This window comes from Bacillus sp. NEAU-CP5 (assembly GCF_026420705.1).
GTDB lineage: Bacteria > Bacillota > Bacilli > Bacillales > Bacillaceae > Bacillus > Bacillus velezensis.
In genome coordinates this window covers 107,986-127,690 of record NZ_JAPMOV010000003.1, presented here as the reverse complement: position 1 = coordinate 127,690, position 19,705 = coordinate 107,986, and the positions used below count along the sequence as shown (strand labels likewise).

Annotated in this window: 22 protein-coding genes; 18 read left to right on the top strand and 4 right to left on the bottom strand. The window is 47.6% G+C overall.

What is annotated here, in order from left to right:
• The first annotated feature begins 56 nt into the window (after positions 1-56).
• The 5 genes from OTK50_RS10650 to OTK50_RS10630 all read left to right on the top strand — a co-directional run bounded on the left by OTK50_RS10650 (position 57) and on the right by OTK50_RS10630 (position 3,589).
• Positions 57-392 (top strand): uberolysin/carnocyclin family circular bacteriocin, encoded by a 336-nt coding sequence (locus tag OTK50_RS10650; protein WP_003151973.1) that lies wholly within the window; start codon positions 57-59, stop codon positions 390-392.
• Positions 393-474: 82 nt separating this feature from the next.
• A complete protein-coding gene (locus tag OTK50_RS10645; protein WP_088461311.1) occupies positions 475-2,130 on the top strand; it encodes a hypothetical protein in 1,656 nt (551 codons plus the stop codon).
• The gene (locus OTK50_RS10640) at positions 2,123-2,827 is read left to right on the top strand and encodes an ABC transporter ATP-binding protein (protein ID WP_017419446.1); all 705 of its coding nucleotides are present in this window, start codon (positions 2,123-2,125) and stop codon (positions 2,825-2,827) included. Before OTK50_RS10645 ends, OTK50_RS10640 begins: the two co-directional genes overlap by 8 nt.
• The gene (locus OTK50_RS10635) at positions 2,824-3,351 is read left to right on the top strand and encodes a stage II sporulation protein M (RefSeq protein ID WP_015418130.1); all 528 of its coding nucleotides are present in this window, start codon (positions 2,824-2,826) and stop codon (positions 3,349-3,351) included. The genes OTK50_RS10640 and OTK50_RS10635 overlap by 4 nt, the downstream gene beginning before the upstream one ends.
• A gap of 16 nt (positions 3,352-3,367) precedes the next feature.
• Complete coding sequence (locus OTK50_RS10630; protein ID WP_003151978.1) at positions 3,368-3,589, top strand: DUF5970 family protein; 222 nt, start codon at positions 3,368-3,370, stop codon at positions 3,587-3,589.
• A 61-nt stretch (positions 3,590-3,650) separates the two neighbouring features.
• Here OTK50_RS10630 and guaC read toward each other — a convergent pair whose 3' ends face one another.
• On the bottom strand, positions 3,651-4,631 hold the full coding sequence (gene guaC, locus OTK50_RS10625) for a GMP reductase (RefSeq protein WP_038459708.1): 981 nt from the start codon (positions 4,629-4,631) through the stop codon (positions 3,651-3,653).
• A gap of 217 nt (positions 4,632-4,848) precedes the next feature.
• On the opposite strand from guaC, the gene OTK50_RS10620 reads away from it, so the two are divergent.
• The gene (locus OTK50_RS10620; RefSeq protein ID WP_003151982.1) at positions 4,849-4,992 is read left to right on the top strand and encodes a hypothetical protein; all 144 of its coding nucleotides are present in this window, start codon (positions 4,849-4,851) and stop codon (positions 4,990-4,992) included.
• Positions 4,993-5,030: 38 nt separating this feature from the next.
• Here the strand turns inward: OTK50_RS10620 and yumC are convergent, their stop codons facing one another.
• Complete coding sequence (yumC, locus tag OTK50_RS10615; RefSeq protein WP_007613496.1) at positions 5,031-6,026, bottom strand: ferredoxin--NADP reductase 2; 996 nt, start codon at positions 6,024-6,026, stop codon at positions 5,031-5,033.
• Between the two features lie 311 nt (positions 6,027-6,337).
• Here yumC and OTK50_RS10610 point away from each other — a divergent pair, with 311 nt between their 5' ends.
• From OTK50_RS10610 to OTK50_RS10595, 4 genes are all read left to right on the top strand, one after another.
• Positions 6,338-7,558, top strand: coding sequence for an NAD(P)/FAD-dependent oxidoreductase (locus tag OTK50_RS10610; RefSeq protein ID WP_007408709.1), 1,221 nt, complete (start codon positions 6,338-6,340; stop codon positions 7,556-7,558).
• A gap of 174 nt (positions 7,559-7,732) precedes the next feature.
• Entirely contained in the window at positions 7,733-7,858 is a 126-nt protein-coding gene (locus OTK50_RS10605) for a YuiA family protein (RefSeq protein WP_007408708.1), read from the top strand.
• A gap of 68 nt (positions 7,859-7,926) precedes the next feature.
• Positions 7,927-8,247 carry a YuiB family protein gene (locus tag OTK50_RS10600; protein ID WP_025285206.1) on the top strand — a complete coding sequence of 107 codons (321 nt, stop codon included), beginning with the start codon at positions 7,927-7,929 and terminating at the stop codon, positions 8,245-8,247.
• 100 nt (positions 8,248-8,347) lie between these two features.
• Positions 8,348-8,989, top strand: coding sequence for a 3D domain-containing protein (locus OTK50_RS10595; protein WP_082998515.1), 642 nt, complete (start codon positions 8,348-8,350; stop codon positions 8,987-8,989).
• A gap of 29 nt (positions 8,990-9,018) precedes the next feature.
• Here the strand turns inward: OTK50_RS10595 and OTK50_RS10590 are convergent, their stop codons facing one another.
• Entirely contained in the window at positions 9,019-9,495 is a 477-nt protein-coding gene (locus tag OTK50_RS10590; RefSeq protein WP_014418782.1) for a divergent PAP2 family protein, read from the bottom strand.
• 147 nt (positions 9,496-9,642) lie between these two features.
• On the opposite strand from OTK50_RS10590, the gene OTK50_RS10585 reads away from it, so the two are divergent.
• Together OTK50_RS10585 and OTK50_RS10580 are read left to right on the top strand one after the other, a co-directional pair.
• The gene (locus OTK50_RS10585) at positions 9,643-11,133 is read left to right on the top strand and encodes a leucyl aminopeptidase (protein ID WP_007613484.1); all 1,491 of its coding nucleotides are present in this window, start codon (positions 9,643-9,645) and stop codon (positions 11,131-11,133) included.
• 132 nt (positions 11,134-11,265) lie between these two features.
• Positions 11,266-12,594 (top strand): Na+/H+ antiporter NhaC family protein, encoded by a 1,329-nt coding sequence (locus OTK50_RS10580; RefSeq protein WP_007613482.1) that lies wholly within the window; start codon positions 11,266-11,268, stop codon positions 12,592-12,594.
• A gap of 46 nt (positions 12,595-12,640) precedes the next feature.
• Here OTK50_RS10580 and OTK50_RS10575 read toward each other — a convergent pair whose 3' ends face one another.
• Positions 12,641-13,234, bottom strand: a complete 594-nt coding sequence (locus OTK50_RS10575) for a biotin transporter BioY (RefSeq protein WP_224223783.1) — start codon at positions 13,232-13,234, stop codon at positions 12,641-12,643.
• A gap of 99 nt (positions 13,235-13,333) precedes the next feature.
• Here OTK50_RS10575 and OTK50_RS10570 point away from each other — a divergent pair, with 99 nt between their 5' ends.
• From OTK50_RS10570 to OTK50_RS10545, 6 genes are all read left to right on the top strand, one after another.
• Positions 13,334-13,882, top strand: a complete 549-nt coding sequence (locus OTK50_RS10570; protein WP_266121876.1) for a sulfite oxidase-like oxidoreductase — start codon at positions 13,334-13,336, stop codon at positions 13,880-13,882.
• 223 nt (positions 13,883-14,105) lie between these two features.
• Positions 14,106-14,975, top strand: a complete 870-nt coding sequence (locus OTK50_RS10565) for an alpha/beta hydrolase (RefSeq protein WP_266121875.1) — start codon at positions 14,106-14,108, stop codon at positions 14,973-14,975.
• Between the two features lie 135 nt (positions 14,976-15,110).
• Positions 15,111-15,896 carry a 2,3-dihydro-2,3-dihydroxybenzoate dehydrogenase gene (locus OTK50_RS10560; protein WP_266121874.1) on the top strand — a complete coding sequence of 262 codons (786 nt, stop codon included), beginning with the start codon at positions 15,111-15,113 and terminating at the stop codon, positions 15,894-15,896.
• Positions 15,897-15,919: 23 nt separating this feature from the next.
• Positions 15,920-17,116 carry an isochorismate synthase DhbC gene (dhbC, locus tag OTK50_RS10555; protein ID WP_266121873.1) on the top strand — a complete coding sequence of 399 codons (1,197 nt, stop codon included), beginning with the start codon at positions 15,920-15,922 and terminating at the stop codon, positions 17,114-17,116.
• Positions 17,117-17,134: 18 nt separating this feature from the next.
• Positions 17,135-18,760 carry a (2,3-dihydroxybenzoyl)adenylate synthase gene (locus tag OTK50_RS10550; RefSeq protein WP_224223780.1) on the top strand — a complete coding sequence of 542 codons (1,626 nt, stop codon included), beginning with the start codon at positions 17,135-17,137 and terminating at the stop codon, positions 18,758-18,760.
• Positions 18,761-18,777: 17 nt separating this feature from the next.
• The gene (locus OTK50_RS10545; RefSeq protein ID WP_032867164.1) at positions 18,778-19,704 is read left to right on the top strand and encodes an isochorismatase; all 927 of its coding nucleotides are present in this window, start codon (positions 18,778-18,780) and stop codon (positions 19,702-19,704) included.
• Position 19,705 lies beyond the last annotated feature (1 nt).

Sequence of the window (19,705 nt, the reverse complement as noted above, 5' to 3'; positions counted from 1 at the left end):
AGTCAATTAAGCTGAATTTTATTATAAATTAAAAAACAGAGTAGGGAGATGTTATGATGAACTTAGTAAAATCTAATAAAAAGTCTTTCATTTTGTTTGGCGCGGCTCTTGCTGCAGCAACATTGGTTTATGCACTATTATTAACGGGAACTGAATTAAACGTGGCGGCGGCTCATGCATTCTCAGCCAATGCTGAATTAGCTTCAACTCTAGGCATCTCTACAGCAGCAGCTAAAAAAGCAATTGATATTATTGATGCGGCATCAACAATTGCTTCTATCATTTCTCTTATCGGTATCGTTACAGGCGCAGGCGCAATTTCTTATGCAATCGTTGCAACAGCAAAAACAATGATTAAGAAATACGGCAAAAAATACGCAGCTGCTTGGTAAAATCGATCAATAAATAATTGCTCTTTTTGTACAAGCTGCAAAAAGAGCCTCTCTCCCAAATACATATGTAAGGATTGAAAGTATGATAGTCAAACAAATTGCGGCTCTTATCAAATATAATACCCTGTCATCGTTTCGAAAAAGAAAGGAAGATTGGGGCATTCCTCAACTCAACAGCAAAGTGCTGTCTGCCATTATTATTTCTCTGTTATGTTTATATCTCGTTTTCCTGGGATGCGGTGTTGTATTCGGGACAAAACTGATTCAGCTGCCCCTCAGCGCATGGGGGCAATTTGTTTTAATCGCCGTTTCACTTGAGCAGCTTTTTTGGGCTGCCGGCTTCTTTAAAGAACATCACAATGCCTTTCTGCTGGATACGCGTAAGGTCATTCATCAATTAAAAAAGGTTCGTTTTTTACAGCTGTTTTCTGTTTTTGCCGGCCAGGCGATCAAAAAAACCATTTTCGTATGGTATCTTTTTGTTTTTCCGGTTTTTTTGTTTTTATCAAGCGCAGGCATGACGGGGTCTGCGGCGATCATCGTATTTTTCTTGGGCTTCGTTTATTTTCTTCTCAATTTATTTTTATCTATGCTGTTTTCTTATGTTGTTTATCTTCTTACAAATATGTGGAGCAAATTGTTTTACTTGAAAATCATGAAAGGCGTTTTATTCAGCGTCAGCCTGCTGGTTCCGCTTGCAGTCGGGTATGCCGTTTATCTTCTCGTGTTTGGGGAGTATACCGCAAAGGATCTTTCAAGCTTTACGGAGACACCGGCTTTCCGGAACATCCTCATGAATACGCCGTATGTATGGTTAGCATTCAGCTCACATTCCGTGCTCGTTTTCGCTGCGGTGTTTGCGGCCGCCATCCTTTTAACGGCGGGAATGTTTAAACTGTGGTCGGCCACCCTGAAGAAAATGGACCTTATTCCATATATGTTTTTGACAAACGCAGATTTTGCGCCAAAGCTGAAATTATATAGAAATAACAAAATATTTCATGCCGTTTTTCAAAAGGATCTGCTGTTCTTATCGAGAATTGACGGGTTTTTTATCAGGAACTTCGGCAGTATGCTGTATTTGTTCATGCTGTTTTTAGGTTTTTGTATTCCGCTTCTATCGCATCACTTTATCGGGTATTCGGCAGCCGCCATCGTGTCTGCGGCGGTTATCATTGCGAACTTTTCGTATCAGCTCGTCGGAGATGCGCTCAAAACAGTATTGTCAGTTGACGGGGAAATAAAAAATCAGCATTTGTTTCACCGGAATATTAAACATGCGTGGCAGCTGGTGTTTCCGAAAGTATGTATTTATAATCTCGCCGCTCTTATCTATTCGTTCATCATCACCATTTTGATTACGGTGTTTTTTCCGTCTTCCGCGGCGCTGACGATCTACTTGTTTATTGTGTTTTTATGTTCGGGTTTTTTATACAGTCTTGTCCAGATTTCAAGCACCGCCCTGTATCCTAAGAAAAACTGGGAGCATCTGTACGAGATTGGAGAAGCGGGGAAAGCAAAGACGTATAACAACTTATACAGTTCTTTCATTTTCATTGTGTCGCTTCAAATCGCTGCGATCACGTCGTATTTTATCTATAAAAAGCCGGAACTTGAAACGATGCTTATTCATTCGGCATCAGGTATTTTTGTCCTGTTCACACTATTAAACTATGGAGTCATGTTTCTGTTTCTTCGCAGAATCAATATGGCGGAAAGGTTTGCGAACAATGATTAAATTAGTGAATATACAAAAAAACTATAGTGAAAAACAGGTGTTGAAAGATATTTCGTTTGAGGTGAAAAAAGGCTCAATCTATGCTTTGCTGGGGACTAATGGAGTCGGGAAAACAACGACTTTGAAAATCATTTCGGGCCTGCTTAAACCGACTTCAGGCCGCGTCATGATTGACGGCAAGGAACTGGATTCAGAAGAGGGGGGGCAACTATCGGCTGATATCGGTTTTGTGCCCGACCATGCTTTTTTATATGATTACTTAACGGGAGTCGAATACTTGCGTTTTACAGCGGAGATGTTTCAAGTGCCGTCTCAGCGGACAAATGATTATATAAAGAATATGTTAGAGACGCTGAAGCTTGCTCAAGACGGAAATCAGCTGATTAAAACATATTCACATGGAATGAAACAAAAATTATCAATTGCGGCCGCGCTCATTCATCAGCCAAAGATATTAATTCTTGACGAGCCGCTGACGGGCATTGATTTAATCAGCGGTAAAACGATACGGACGTTATTAAAGGAGTACGTCAAGCAGGGAAATACGGTCCTGTTATCAACTCACCTGCTGGAGCTGGCGCATTCGCTGTGCGATACGATCGGTATTATACATGAAGGCGTTTTTGCGGCGGAGTATCAGTCATCCGAGCATTCATTAGAAGAGATTGAAGAATTGGCTGAGAGTATCTATACATGATGAACCGCATGTTGCCGGCAATCAGAACGTCCGCCATTCCGTTAACCGCGTCATTGCTGTTTTTTTCAGGCGGTGTGATCGCTGCGTTTTTTTCCGATCACTTTGTTTCGACTGCGTCTTACAACGGCTCGTCAGGCGCGGTTGAACTGCTGAAAAACAATGCAATCGCCTGTCTGTTTTTAGCCGCGGGTTTTTTTACCTTTGGGTTGACCTCAATCTTTTATTTATTCACCAACGGGTTTATTTTAAGCGGCTCTATTATAGAAAATCTGCATAGCGGGGTTCCTTTTTATCAGATTTTTTTACTGCTAATTCCTCATGGTATATTTGAAGTTCCCGCGTTATTATTAAGTGGCGCCATTGGTTTTAAGGGCGTTGAATTGGTCATCAGGCTGTGTTTTTCTAAGGAAAAAAAGATAATGGCTTCAATGTTCAGGCATATTGGAATATTGGTGCTCATAATTATTTGTCTGCTGATCGCCGCTGCCATTATTGAAGCTTACATCACACCAATTTTTAAGTAAAAGGGGCAGAAATCATATGAGAAGTAAATTATCATTAATCGGTGTGCCGATTGTTATGATTATCGGTTATATCATTTCTTTATCCTTTGAGTGGCTGTTTCCTGTTCTTACTTTTGGGGTGGCAGGACTATATCTCTTTATATTTGCTCCGGTGCAAAATAAATTCATTCGTTACATCTTTTTGTTTATTTTTGTGATTAATCTGTTGGCCAGTGCGGCTCTTTATTTCGGTATTTAATAAAAAAAATGACATTCATATTGAATGTCATTTTTTTATCTTCGAGCGGCTCTGCTGTGTGTTAAAATCTGTCGCCGTTGAAAATAGAGTTTTTTACGATCACGTAGTCGACATTGCGGATGGCTTCGAGTGTATTGCCGCCGGCGTAAGAGATGGAAGATTGCAGATCCTGCTCCATTTCAATCAGCGTGTCCTGTAAAGACCCTTTATGTTCGACATGCATTTTTTTGCCTTCGACGTTTTTCTTTTCGCCTTTTTGAAATTCGGAAGCGGAGCCGAAATATTCTTTGTACAGCTTGCCGTCGATTTCGATCGTTTGGCCCGGTGATTCCTCGTGGCCGGCGAATAATGATCCGATCATGACCATAGATGCGCCGAAACGGATGGATTTCGCGATATCGCCGTGCGTGCGGATACCGCCGTCAGCAATGATCGGTTTGCTCGCCGCTTTTGCGCACCAGCGAAGCGCGGCTAATTGCCATCCGCCGGTTCCGAAGCCGGTTTTAATCTTTGTGATGCAGACTTTCCCGGGGCCGATTCCCACTTTTGTCGCGTCGGCGCCCGCACGCTCCAGCTCCCTTACGGCTTCAGGCGTCCCGACATTCCCTGCGATGACAAAGCTTTCCGGGACATGTTCTTTAATAAATTGAATCATGCTGATCACGGCATTGGAATGGCCGTGCGCGATATCAATGGTAATATAATCCGGCACAAGCTCCTGTGCTTTCAGCTCCCGGATGAATTCATAATCATTTTCCTTCACGCCGACACTGATGGAAGAAATCAGTCCGCGCGCTTTCATATCCCGGACAAAAGCCAGGCGTTTTTCCGGCTCGAAGCGGTGCATGATATAAAAATACCCGTTTTCCGCGAGCCAGGCCGCGATGTTTTCATCTATAATCGTCTGCATGTTGGCCGGCACGACCGGAAGTTTAAACGTGTGTCCGCCCAATGTAACTGATGTATCACATTCAGATCGACTGTCCACAATGCATTTTGCAGGAATCAGCTGAATATCTTCGTAATCAAATACATTTTCCATACATAACACCCCTAAAAGCGAATAATATAATTAAATAAAATTAAAATGTTCGTCTTTTTATAATGTACTTTGTTTTGTCAGGAATGTCAAATGATTTCATGCTGCCTCATATGCGGTCAGCTTGTCATCCATTTGCAGTTTGGTTATCATAGTAGTATTGGGTGTTGTAAGACATTTGTTACGATAGATAGATTTGCAGAAGAAGGGAGGGGCCGGTGTGGAACAAAAACAGCCCGGGCACAGCCCGAAAGCCCAGAAAATTCAGGACCGGATTATTTTAGGCACGATTTGGGTCGTGTCGGCGCTTGTCATTGCGCTGGTTGTCGGAACCGTCATGAATTATATTTGGATGTTTAAATAAAAAAGAGTCTGTGCCGGTATGACACAGACTCTTTTTTATTATTTTTCAAACATGCTTGTAGAATGCAGAGGCTGGACGCGTGCTTTCGGGTCCATGTAAGCCTTCGCGTTGTTCACGGCTGTCGGAGCTTCGCCGAAACCGCTGGCGATCAGCTTGACCTTGCCTTCATATGTGCAGATATCTCCGGCGGCAAAGAAGCCTTCAATATTCGTTTCCATCGTGCTTTTGACGACGATGGAATTTTTCTCGATTTCAAGGCCCCAGTTTTTAATCGGTCCGAGAGAAGAAACAAAGCCGTAGTTTACGATCAGGTCATCAATTTCGATGATTTCTTTACGGTCGCCTTTCACTTCTTCGAGAACGAGCTGTTCGATCCGGTCTTCACCGACAAGTTCAGCGGGAACAAACGGTGTCAGCACGTTGACTTTAGAATTATGCAGGTTTTCGACACTGTGCTCATGCGCGCGGAATTTATCACGGCGGTGGATGATGCTGACTTCTTTGGCGATCGGCTCAAGCATGAGCGCCCAGTCCACCGCGGAATCGCCGCCGCCCAGAACGGCAACGCGTCTGCCTGCGAATTGATTGAGGTCGTCAATGAAGTAGTGCAGGTTTTTGCCTTCATATTGTTCCGCTGATTCCAGCTCAAGCTTTCTCGGCTTAAATGCGCCGTTTCCCGCGGTGATAATAACCGTTTTTGAATAATGCGTTTCTGAATTCGTGACAAGCTTAAACACACCGTCCGCCTGTTTTTCAACAGATTCAACGGCCTGCTCTAAGCAGATGGTCTGATCGAACTTTGCCATTTGCTCTTTTAAGTTGTTCACAAGTTCCTGGGCGCGGATTTTCGGGAATCCGGCTACATCATAAATATATTTTTCAGGGTACAGCGCGCTGAGCTGGCCGCCAAGCTGAGGCAGGCTCTCGATGATTTTGACGCTCGCCTGTCTCATTCCCCCGTAAAAAGCGGTAAACAGGCCGACCGGGCCGCCGCCGATGACCGTAATATCATAAACCTTTGAATCCTCTTGCATACCAAATTGCCTCCTAATTGAAAATTGTTATTAATTATAACATACAATTTAAAAGGATGACGAGTGCCGAAAACCGCCCGGCCGCTTCATTCTTGAAAAAAATTGCGGCCGCCGCTAATATGGGGACAAATTCCAATCTGTTTTTTCCTGAATGTTTTGTGATTGTTCCGGATAGTATGGTGATATGCAGACATGTGCGGTTTTCTAAAAAATTTTATATTTCATTTCATAAAATCCCGCCAATAAGCTGAAGCTAATACAAATGTTGATTTGATTATGCGTCTAACAGCAAAAAAAAGAAGGTGGATGTGATGGCATTGAATAAACCCAAAATCGTGGTTTTAGGTGCAGGTTATGGTGGATTAATGACAGTAACAAGGCTTCCGAAGCATATCGGGGCAAATGACGCTGACATTACTTTGGTCAATAAACACAATTATCATTATGAAACGACATGGATGCATGAAGCGAGCGCAGGAACGCTGCATCATGACCGTTGCAGATATCAAATAAAAGATGTAATCAATGAATCACGGGTCAAATTTGTGCAGGATACCGTAAAAGCGATAGATGTGCAAAATAAAAAGGTGACGCTTTCACAAGGGGACATCCCTTATGATTATCTTGTCATCGGGCTTGGCGCCGTCCCTGAAACATTCGGGATTAAAGGCTTAAAAGAATTCGCTTTTCCGATCGCGAATATTAATACGTCGCGCCAGCTGAAAGACCATATTGAGCTCCAATTTGCGACATACAATACGGAGGCTGAAAAACGCCCTGACCGCTTAACCATCGTTGTCGGCGGAGCGGGCTTTACGGGAATTGAATTTCTCGGTGAGCTTGCGAACCGCAAGCCGGAGTTATGCAGATATTATGATATAGATGAAAGTCTCGTCCGGATCGTCTGTGTCGAGGCCGCCCCGACGGTTTTGCCGGGATTTGATCCGGAGCTTGTCGATTACGCCGTTCAATACCTTGAGAGCAAAGGCGTTGAATTTAAAATCGGCACCGCGGTTCAAGAATGCCGCGCAGACGGTGTCACAGTCGGCAAGAAAGATGAAGAGCCGGAAGAAATCAAATCCCAGACCGTTGTCTGGGCGGCGGGCGTGCGCGGACATCCGATCGTGGAGGAAGCGGGTTTTGAAAATATGCGCGGCCGTGTCAAGGTCAACCCTGATCTTCGGGCGCCGGGTCATGATGACGTTTTTATACTCGGCGACAGCTCGCTCTTTATCAATGAAGAGACGGAACGGCCGTACCCGCCGACTGCTCAGATCGCGATGCAGCAAGGAGAAACGGTCGCCAAAAATCTGGGCGGTTTGATTAAAGGAGGCCAGCTTGAAGAGTTCAAGCCTGACATTAAAGGAACCGTCGCCTCCCTCGGTGAGCATAACGCTGTCGGAGTCGTATACGGCAGGAAGCTCAAAGGCATGCCAGCGTCCTTTATGAAAAAGGTCATTGACAACCGATCGCTCTTTATGATCGGCGGGCTGGGCCTGACGCTGAAAAAAGGGAAGTTTAAATTCTTCTGAAAACCCGCGGCCGCGGGTTTTCTCTTCTTTTAAAAAAGAGCGCTATAAAAAGCATGTAAAAGAAAAAAAAGAATGTTTCCGCTTACATGAGTTGTTTTGTTACATATTCTGACTTGGTGCTTGACAAGTAAATATGATATATTATCAGAAAATTAAGAAAAAAGGGTGATCCGCATGAAAACGACAGCAAAAAGCACGGCGGCGTGTCCGTTCTGCTCAGGTAAAGGGTATTTTCAATTGCTTCTTGGCGGCTCCGAAACATGTCCCTCCTGCCAGGGAAGCGGCAAAGAGAGACGATGATTTTTCCAGACGTTGACTTTTTTACCGCCCCCGAGGTACACTGAAAGTGCTGTAGGGGGTGGATGTTTGTGATTAGTTTGCCGGTTGTCCTGATCTCAATCGTACTATTTTTTGTACTGTTTTTCGGCATAGGCTTTCTGTTGAACATGCTGCTTAGAATGTCGTGGATTATGGCTGTTGTCTATCCGATTGTATGCCTTTTCATTATCAGCAATAAAAAGATGATCAGTTACGTGCAGGCGCCGGGGGAATCCTTTCAAAGCCTGTTTCAGCGTATCATGTCATTAGCGGTTGCGGATGTCGTGATTTTGGCTGGCGGACTGGCGGGAGCCATCACGTCAGGCATTGCCATAAAGGCGCTCAGAAAAAGAGGATATCAAATGTTTTAAGCCGCTTTCTTATTTGAGAAAGCTTTTTTTGTGTCGCGGCGCTTTTTGTATAGCACCTCACCGAGTTGGGAACAATGACTCGGAGGAGAGTGATTTCAGATTGACGATAATCAGACGCATATTCATGATCGTGCTCTTTTTGGGCGCATGCCATGCGACATACTTTTCCATAACCGGTGTTGAAGCAAAGGATCTGACAAACTGGATGACCGAGCATCGCGGCGCCGTTTTGAAAAACATGGGCACTCCGTTTCAATCCTTACAGAATCAGCCGGAAAAGAAGGCATCAGGCAGGATAAAACCGCTGGAAGAAGCTTTTGACTGGGAACGCTATCCCTCACATAAGGTGACAGCCACCGGTTATACCGCCGGAGCGGAATCTACCGGAAAATCTCCGGGTCATCCGCAGTACGGAATTACATATTCAGGCGTGAAGGTCAAACGCGATTTATATTCAACTGTTGCGGCCGATCCGTCTGTTTTCCCGATCGGGACGATTCTGTTTATACCGAATTACGGTTACGGGGTTGTCGCCGATACCGGCTCAAAAATTAAAGGCAGCCGCCTTGACCTCTACTTTGACACAGTCAAGGACGTCTATAACAATTGGGGCAAAAAAACACTTGAGGTCTATATGATTAAAAAAGGGAACGGCACAGTGACCGAGGACGAACTTGTAAAGCTGAACGAAACAAAGTCGATGCAAGTGTTCAGAAATCAATACAAAACGGTAAAAGAATAAAAACGCTTCAGCATCCGCTGAAGCGTTTTTTACATAAAGAGATAATCTAAAATCAATGTCAGCACAATACCGGTGACGCCGCCGAAGAACACTTCAATCGGCTGATGGCCGAGCAGTTCTTTCAGTTTCTTCTGTTTTTCCTTCTCTTCCGCTTTCTGAAAGTCCTTCGCTTCGCTGACAAACCGATTAAAGTCGATGACCAGTTTATTAATGACCGTCGCCTGTTCACCCGCATGCCGCCTGACACCTGTAGCGTCGAACATCGTAATGACGGCGAAAATCGCGGCGACTGCAAACAGGGGCGAGTCCAGCCCCTGTTGCAAAGCGACTCCGGTTGACAGCGCAGTGACGGCGGCGGAATGGGAGCTCGGCATGCCGCCGGTGCTCGTCACAAGAGACCAGTCAAGTTTTTTGGATACGATAAATTGAATAGGCACTTTTACAACTTGGGCAAAAATAATGGCGGCAAAACTCGCCAGTAAAGGAAAATTCATAAGTACATCCATATGCGACATCCTTTCTGTATCTGCTGATTCCGATCGTATCGAAAAACTGCAGAAAACGCCCTTAGTTTGGTAAAATAAAATCAATGAAAAATGTTTTTTCATTATACCACTTTACATAACAAATACCCACATAAGGAGTGTGTACTCATGTTTTATGCATCTGATCAACTGCGGCATCCCGAAACACTGGTCATCGGTCTTTTTCAAAAAAGCACGCTGAACGGATTTACGAAGGAATTGGATGATAAATTGGACGGTCATCTGACCCAGCTGTTAAAGGATGGTGATGTGTCCGCTAAACGCAATCGTGTATCAAAAGTATACCCTCCGGCTGCGACCGGTATGAAACGTATTTATTTTATCGGTCTGGGAAGAGAAGCGGATTATTCGTTTGAAGATACGAAAGAATGCTTTGCGCGAGTATTTCAGCAGATTCATCAAGATAAAAAACAGGAAGTATCCGTTTTGCTCGATACATTCGTCTCCGGTGAAGTGCCTGCCGCCGATGCCGCTCATGCGCTTTCAGAAAGCTGTCTGCTTGCGGTTTACGAAGTGCAGGATTATAAACATAAATCGAATGAGCCGGATCAGGAACTGAAATCAGTCTGCGCCGTGACCGAAGAAGACCTGAGGGAAGTGCAGGCCGGCCTGAATGTCGGCGCGGCATACGGCCAAGGGACGAATTCAGCCCGCACGCTTGTAAATATGCCGGGTAATATGCTGACGGCCACCGATTTGGCGTCATATGCCGCCGAGCTTGCGGCAAAATACGATTTCGAGTGTGAAATTTTAGAAAAAGATGAAATGGAAGAGCTCGGCATGGGAGGGCTGCTTGCTGTTAACAAGGGCTCATCCGAACCGCCGAAAATGATCGTTCTGAAGTATCAGGGCAAAGATCAGTGGGAAGACGTCATCGGCCTGGTCGGTAAAGGAATTACCTTTGATACGGGCGGATATTCAATTAAGCCGAAAACCGGCATCGTCGGCATGAAAAGCGATATGGGAGGAGCCGCTTCGGTATTGGGCGCGATGGAGATTATCGGCGAACTGCGGCCTGAACAAAACGTGCTCGCTGTCATACCGTCTACGGACAACATGATTTCGTCCGATGCTATGAAGCCGGATGATGTCATCGTTTCGCTCAGCGGAAAAACCATTGAGATTCTGAACACCGATGCGGAAGGGCGTCTCGTGCTTGCCGACGGCATCACATACGCCAAGCAGCACGGAGCCTCTGTCCTCGTAGACGTCGCAACGTTAACGGGCGGTGTCATTGTCGCCTTAGGAAACGAAATGACGGGCGCCATGACCAATCACGCCGCGTTTTATGAACAGGTGGCTGAATCGGCGAAAGAATCCGGCGAGCCGATCTGGCAGCTTCCGATTACAGAAAAGGATAAAAAACGGGTGAGAAACAGTCAGATGGCTGATTTGAACAATTCTCCGGGAAGAGAAGGCCACGCGATTATGGCGGGGGCATTCATTGGTGAATTCGCGGAAAACACGCCGTGGGTTCATCTCGATATTGCGGGAACCGCGACGGCGAATAAAGCGACATGCTTCGGCCCTGCCGGCGCAACAGGCGTCATGGCAAGGACGTTGGCTGTTTTGACTGAGCGCTTTACACCCGAAAGATAACAGCATCCCGCTGCCTTGATGCAGCGGGTTTTTTGATTTCCAAAATCTTTAGTTGACTAAAGCGCAGAATATATGTTAACTTTAATTATCTACTACATTAGCAAACTAAAGGATTTTTGGAGGGACTCATCAATGAATGCTGTTGTTGTCGCAGTATTGCTTATGCTCGTCTTAAGCCTGCTGCGTGTCAATATTATTATAGCTTTAATGATCGGTGCGCTTGCCGGCGGGCTGACCGGCGGCTTAGGCCTCGGAGAGACGGTGAAGGCTTTTACGGACGGTCTCGGCGGAAATGCCACCGTCGCGGTCAGCTACGCGCTGCTCGGGGCATTTGCCGCGGCGCTGACAAAAACGGGGCTTCCCGATGCAATGGTGGAAGCGTCTGTCAAACTAATCGGAAAAAAGGAAGATTCGCGGAAAAAAGCACTGTCAAAAGTGTTAATCGTACTGATTATTTTAATCATATCCTGTTTCTCGCAAAACGTGGTGCCCGTTCACATTGCGTTTATTCCTGTATTGATTCCGCCGCTTTTAAAAATATTTAACGAACTTGAAATAGACCGCAGGCTGATCGCGTGTGTGATGACATTCGGACTGACTGCGCCGTATATCGTTCTGCCTGTCGGATTCGGACAGATTTTCCAGGGGATGCTGAGAGATAATATGGCGTCAGCCGGTTTAAAGGTGCCGCTCAGTGATATCCCGTATGCTTTAATCATCCCGACGGCCGGGATGGCGGTCGGTTTAATTTTAGCCGTCATCGTGTTCCGGAAACCGAAGAAATATGAGACGAAGGAGATTGCCGGACTATCGTCTTCTCCTTATACGAAAAAAAGCATTGCCATCGCCTTGATCTCCATTGCCGTGTCGCTTGCCGTTCAGCTCTATCTGTCACAAGTGCTCGGAGTGGAAGGTATGATCATGGGCGCGCTTGCCGGCTTGTTTACGCTGTTTATCAGCGGAGTCATGAAGCGCAATGAAGCGGATAAGCTGATCACGGACGGCATGATTCTGATGGCTTTTATCGGGTTTGTCATGCTTGTTGCGGCCGGTTTTTCAAATGTATTGAATAAAACGGGCGATGTAGCTTCCTTGGTCAAAGCATCAACAGGCTTTATCGGCCACAGCCAATCATTGGGCGCGCTCCTGATGCTGGTGGTCGGTTTATTAATCACGATGGGAATCGGATCATCATTTGCAACCGTACCCGTCATTACGACCATATTCGTTCCGCTGTGCGCTCAGCTCGGATTCAGCCCGATGGCAACGATCGCCGTAATCGGAGCGGCCGCCGCGGTCGGCGATGCGGGTTCTCCTGCAAGTGACAGTACGCTCGGCCCGACGTCAGGCCTCAGCGCCGACGGACAGCACCACCACATATGGGATACGTGCGTACCGACATTTATTTTCTATAACATTCCGCTTGTGATATTCGGCTGGATTGCCGCGCTTGTTCTGTAAAAAAAGGCTCCCGAAAAGGGGAGCCTTTTTGTATGCTGAGAACATCTTACGCCGGATTTCTGCTGAACCCCGTCGCTTTATGAATAGACCTGTAAACGGCAGGCGCGATTGATGCCAATAACAGTGCTAAAATGATATCTTTTATGAAAAACCATATCATGTAAAACCAGGCCATTCCGTAGCTGATCGGAGCATGAAGCCATAATTTCAGCGCAATATACGTATAGGTCGTGCCAATGATATAAATGACGGCGGTACCGATCAAAGAGGCCCATGCATAATGCAGGCGGCCGGTTTTTTTTGTTTTTTCCAGCAGCCATCCGGCTGCAAATGCCGCCGGGATGTAAGCGAGAATAAATCCGCCGCTCTTTCCGATAAACGGCGCAAAGCCTGCTGAGAATTGAGCGAAAACAGGCGCCCCCGCGAGTCCGGCCAATGCGTATACCGTCATTGCGATGGCTGCCCGTCTGGCGCCGAGAAGCATCGCGGCTAATAGACAAAAGAAAGGCTGCAGCGATAACGGAATTCCCGCAACTTGCAAAAAAGGAGCCATTGATGTAATGTTGGCGCCGACGGCCATCAGTGCGGCAAACATGCCGATAAGCGCCATATCGCCCGCGCGAAGGTTGCGTTGTTTCATTTGTTTTTCCCCCTTACACTTGTACCAGATTAGCGTAATCGAAGGGTGATTGATTGTCAACACGAATTTAATGTAGGTTTACTAAATGGAGGGAGCCATATGTTTTTCGGGAAAACGAAACAAACAAAACAGTCGGAACGGATTCCGCCAAACCAAAATGTCACAACGAAGTTTCCTGTGCTTCACGCCGGAAATGTTCCTTATTATGAAGATATGTCAAAATGGAACCTGCAGGTGTACGGGCTTGTTGACCGTCCTATGCTGTTAAGCTTTGAAGATATCAAAGCCTTTCCTGAAGCCGAAGTGAAAAATGATATTCATTGCGTCACGGGCTGGTCCCGTCTTGATAATATCTGGCAGGGAATACGCGCTAAAGACATCGCTGAGAAAGCGGGCGTGCACAAAGAAGCGGGATTCGTCATTCTGCACGCTGAAGAGGGCTGGACGGCCAACCTGCCGCTTTCTGATTTTACGCGGGAAACATCCCTGCTGGCATATGCGCATAACGGCGAGCCGTTAACGCCAGAGCACGGCTATCCGCTCAGAGGCGTTTTCCCCCACCTTTATTTTTGGAAAAGCGCCAAATGGCTGCGCGGCATTCAGTTCACAAAGGAAAACCACCCCGGCTTTTGGGAGAAAAACGGCTAACATATGAGGGGAGATCCATGGAAGAATGAGCGCTTTACATGGGATTAAGCCCCTATCACTATATAGTTCTTAGGTACCTTATTGAAATAAGGTGCTTTTTTTATATCAAAAATCCATTGACTTTGTTTGGCAAAAAACCTATTATTTGAGGTGTCTTTTGATATTGAAAATCATTATCAATAAGCATAGATAAAGCAATTGCCGCAAAGGGGATGAACACATAATGGACGGAAAACAAATAAAACGGGGTTTCACGCCGGCCGGCCGATACGCGGTTCCGGGCACAGAAGTAAGAGAAATGCGCTCTAAAGGAGGCCGTACGTATCGTATCTTTGTCTCTTTTCCTCAGGAAGAGCCGCCTGCATCCGGCTTCCCCGTCATATACCTGCTCGATGCGAATTCCGTATTCGGCACAATGGCCGAAGCTTTGCGGGTGCAAAGCCGACGGCCTGAAAAAACAGGCGTTGTTCCGGCGGTGATTGTCGGAATCGGCTACCCGACAGATCAGCCGTTTTCCGCCGAACGGCACAGTGATTTTACGATGCCGCTTTCTGAATCAGAACTGCCGGTGCATCCGCGCGGCGCGGCATGGCCCGAACAGGGAGGGGCGGAAGCGTTTCTGAGTTTTATAGAAGAAGAAGTAAAGCCCGCGATGGAGCGGGATTATCCGATCGACAGAGGCAGGCAGACGATTTTCGGCCATTCGCTGGGCGGTCTTTTTGTGCTGCAAGTGCTTTTGACGAGGCCGGACATGTTTCAGACCTATGTTGCCGGGAGTCCGTCAATTCACTGGAACAAGCTTTTTATTCAGGAAAAAGCGGAACGTTTGTCAGACCGGCTCTCTGCGGAAAATCTTCAAGTCAGCGTATTGCTGGCTGCGGGAGAAATTGAAAAAACACATAAAAGCAGAATCCCGCAGCACGCAGAGGCGCTGTACTCTTTATTATCCGGATTTGAAGATGATGGAGTCCGTACTGAATACAGCGAGTTTGAAGGAGAGGGCCATATTTCTGTCCTGCCCGTTTTAATTAGCAGGGCCCTGCGTTTCTGCCTGAATCCGGGAGGGCCGCATACCCCGTATTCTCCTGCATGAGAAAAAACAGGCCCTTCGAACTAAATGCAGCTGATTCTAATTTTCTAATTGACTGCGTGTTTTGATTTGGATATGATTGTCTTGAATCATAATTGATAATGATAATCATTATCAATATAGAAAGGGAATGATAATATGGACGCATTGGGAATGAAAGGGAAAACGGCCGTTGTCACCGGCGCCGCTCAAGGCATCGGAGAAGCAACAGCGCTTGCCCTTGCTGAACAAGGCGTAAATGTGGCAGCTATAGATACAAATGAAGACCTGCTTCTTGGGCTAACTGACAGACTCCGGCAAAAAGGCGTGCAGGCGCAGGGGTTTGCCGCAGATGTATCTGACAGTGCGGCTGTCAATAATATCATCGCCGCCGTTGAACGTGACATAGGGCCTATTGAAATATTGGCGAACGTTGCGGGCGTGCTGCGGCCGGGTCCGGTGCAATTCCTCAGTGATGAAGATTGGGATCAAACATTTTCAGTTAATACGACCGGCGTATTTCATGTGTCGCGCGCTGTAAGCCGGTACATGATTGAGCGGAAAAAGGGCGCCATCGTTACGGTCGGTTCGAATGCAGCCGGCGTTCCGCGTGCTTCCATGGCGGCTTATGCGGCGTCAAAAGCGGCTGCCGTCATGTTTACGAAATGCCTCGGACTGGAGCTTGCGGCCCATCATATCCGCTGCAACATCGTATCTCCGGGTTCAACGGAAACCGACATGCAGCGGGCGCTGTGGCAGGACGAGAACGGAGCCCGGGACGTCATCAAAGGTTCGCTTGATACATATAAAACGGGAATTCCGCTTCAAAAGCTGGCGAAGCCTTCTGATATTGCAAATGCCGTTTTGTTTCTGGCTTCTGAACAGGCAAACCATATTACGATGCATGATTTATGCGTTGATGGCGGCGCTACTTTAGGCGTTTGATGTAACGAGAAGGAGGGACAAACATGACAAATCAACATGTATTGACGGAAGTGTCAGCAAAAGAGGTGCTGGACGCTTACAAGCCCGGGGCGTTCTTTTTAGCTTCCCCGAAAAGTACGATGCTTGCGGAAGGAATGTTTGCGGAAGTGCCTGATACAGACGCGGAAAATCAGCTGGATTCACTGCCTGAACGTGTGAGACAGACCCTTCTTGAGGCAAAGAAAGCCGGCATCAAATATCCGATTGCGGCCGGCGCCATTCCTTTTGACTGCAGAAAAGCTTCCCGGCTTTTTGTACCGAAGAATGTCCATACGGCAGGTCCGCTTTCGTTTGCGGAATCTTCCGCAGAAAAGCCGCAATCCAATACATATGACATCCGTCCCGTTCCGGAGCCTGAGGGCTTTATGAGCGGTGTGGAACAAGGCGTATTCAACATTACGGACGGTCCGCTCAGCAAAATCGTGCTGTCAAGGACGCTTCATCTGACCGCTGAAAAGGATATCGACATTCCTCAGGCCGTCAAGCATTTGGCGCAGCACAACCCGCACGGCTATACATTCGCTGCGGATGTGACGGGAACGTCGGAAACAAGAAAAACGCTTTTCGGCGCAAGTCCTGAACTGCTGCTGTCCAAAAACGGAACATCGATTCTGTCCAATCCGCTGGCAGGTTCCAGACCACGCAGCACAGATCCCGCCGAGGATCAGAGAAGAGCGGAAGAACTGCTGCAATCAGCAAAAGATCTGCATGAACATGCCGTAGTTGTGGCCGCCGTGGCCGCCGCCCTTAAACCGTTCTGCCGTGTGCTTGATGTGCCGGAAAAACCGTCACTCATTAAAACTGAGGCGATGTGGCACCTGTCCACCGAGGTAAAGGGAGAGCTGCGTGATCCGTCAACGACATCGCTTGAGCTGGCCATCGCCCTGCATCCGACGCCCGCGGTATGCGGAACGCCGACGGATGCGGCGAGAGAAGCGATTCAGGATATTGAGCCGTTTGACCGCAATTTCTACACGGGAATGGCGGGCTGGTGTGATGCTGAAGGTGACGGAGAATGGATTATTGCACTCCGCTGCGCCGAAGCGGAAACAAGGTCTCTCCGGCTCTTTGCGGGTGCCGGAATTGTCGCCGGATCAAAGCCGCAGGATGAACTGGACGAGACATCGGCGAAATTCCGCACCATGCTCCGGGCGATGGGGCTTTACCAAGATGAGTTGTAAAAAAGGAGGGAACGGATCGTGCTGACTGGATTTACGCCATGGCCGGAAGAATGGGCTGACAAATACCGAAAAGACGGCTGCTGGAAGGGTGAGACGTTCGGAGGAATGCTGAAAGAGCGCGCGGCTTTATACGGAAATCAAACTGCCGTGACGTGTAAAGATGTACATTGGACCTACAAAGAATTAGATGAAAGGGCCGATCGTTTAGCGGCGGGACTGCATAAGCTCGGAATTCAAAAGGAAGACCGCGTTGTCGTTCAGCTGCCGAATATCGCTGAGTTTTTTGAAGTGATTTTTGCGCTGTTCCGACTCGGAGCACTGCCCGTTTTCGCGCTGCCTTCTCATAGAAGCAGTGAGATTACGTATTTCTGCGAGTTTGCAGAGGCGAAAGCATACATCATTCCTGATATGCATTCAGGTTTTGATTACAGGGCGCTTGCCAGACAGGTGAAAGACAAACTTCCGGATTTGAAGCATGTCATTGTAGCCGGGGAAGCTGAAGAGTTTCAGGAACTGAGCAGCCTGCATAGAGAGCCTGTTCAGCTGGAAGATGTAAGCCCGGCGGAAGTCGCCTTTTTACAGCTTTCAGGAGGCAGTACGGGGCTGTCCAAGCTGATTCCGCGAACACACGACGATTACATATACAGTTTGCGCATCAGTGCGGAAATATGCGGCTTGGATCATCACAGCGTCTATTTGGCCGCTCTGCCGACAGCGCATAATTATCCGCTCAGCTCGCCGGGTGTGCTGGGAACTTTATATGCCGGAGGCCGGGTTGTTCTGTCACCGACGCCGAGTCCGGATGACTGCTTCCCGTTAATTGAAAAAGAACGTGTCACGATTACAGCGCTCGTCCCGCCGCTTGCGATGGTGTGGATGGACGCATCCGGTTCGCGAAGTGATGATTTATCAAGCCTTCAAGTGCTGCAGGTAGGAGGCGCCAAATTCAGCGCTGAGGCGGCCCGCCGCGTGAAGAGCGCTTTCGGATGCACCCTTCAGCAGGTTTTCGGAATGGCGGAAGGATTGGTGAATTATACGAGACTGGATGATCCTGAAGAGATCATTGTCAATACGCAAGGCAGACCGATGTCACCTTTTGATGAGGTCAGGGTTTTAGACGATGACGGGCGGGATGTCGCCCCCGGTGAAGCGGGACATTTGTTTACACGCGGCCCTTACACGATTCGCGGATATTATAAAGCGCCAGAACATAATGAAAGATCATTCACAGCCGACGGATTTTATCAGACCGGCGATATCGTCAAACTGACGGCGGACGGCTATATCATCGTCGAAGGACGTGCGAAAGATCAAATCAACCGGGGCGGTGAAAAAATAGCCGCTGAGGAGGTGGAAAATCACCTTCTTGCGCATCCTGCCGTTCATGATGCTGCCATGGTTTCAATGCCGGATGATTTTCTCGGGGAGCGATCCTGTGTGTTCGTCATCCCGAAAGGAGAAGCGCCGAAACCGGGAGAGCTGAAAGCATTTTTACGTGAGCGCGGACTGGCGGCATATAAAATCCCCGACCGGATTGAATTTATCGCTTCTTTCCCGAAAACTGGCGTCGGCAAGGTCAGTAAAAAGGATCTTCGCGAAACGATCGCCCAAAAAGTAAAGCCGGCTGAAATCAAACAATCTTAAAAAAGGAAGTGTTTACATTGGCTATACCGTCTATTCCCGCATATGCGCTGCCGACAGCGTCAGATATGCCTGAAAATAAAGTATCGTGGACGCTGAATCCGAAACGCGCGGTGCTTCTGATCCATGACATGCAGAATTATTTCGTCGATGCTTTTGCGAAAGGTGAAGCTCCGATCACAGAGGCGTCTCAGAATATCAAAAAAATAAAAGAGCAATGCAAAGCACTTGGCATTCCGGTGGTGTATACCGCGCAGCCGGGCAGCCAAGACCCGGCGGACCGCGCGCTGCTGACGGATTTTTGGGGGCCGGGGCTAAAAAGCGGGCCTTATGAAGAAAAGGTCATTCCGGAGCTTGCCCCGGATGATCAGGACATTGTCCTCACAAAGTGGAGATACAGCGCGTTTAAACGGACGAATCTCCTTGAGATCATGCGTGAAAGCGGCAGAGACCAGCTCATGATTACGGGAATTTATGCACACATCGGCTGCCTCGTCACAGCATGTGAAGCATTTATGGATGATATCCAAAGCTTCTTTATCGGAGATGCCGTTGCTGATTTTTCTTCAGAAAAACATAAGATGGCCATCGAATATGCGTCTCAGCGTTGCGCTTACACAGCTTTGACAAACGAAGTGCTGGAGCTGCTGGGCGGCGCGCCGGTTTCTGAAGGAGAAAAGAAGGCTTCCGCCGTATTGACAAAAGACCGGGTGCGGGAACAAATTGCGGCGATTCTTCAAGAATCACCGTCTGATATTCCGGATCATGAAGACCTGCTGGACAGAGGTCTTGACTCCGTCAGAATCATGAGTCTTGTCGAACAATGGCGCCGTGACGGAGCTGAAGTGACGTTTGTGGAACTGGCGGAGAACCCGACGCTGGAAGAGTGGTGGAGACTTCTTTCTTCCCGATCTCAAAAAGTCTTGCCGAACGCAGATTATTTATAAA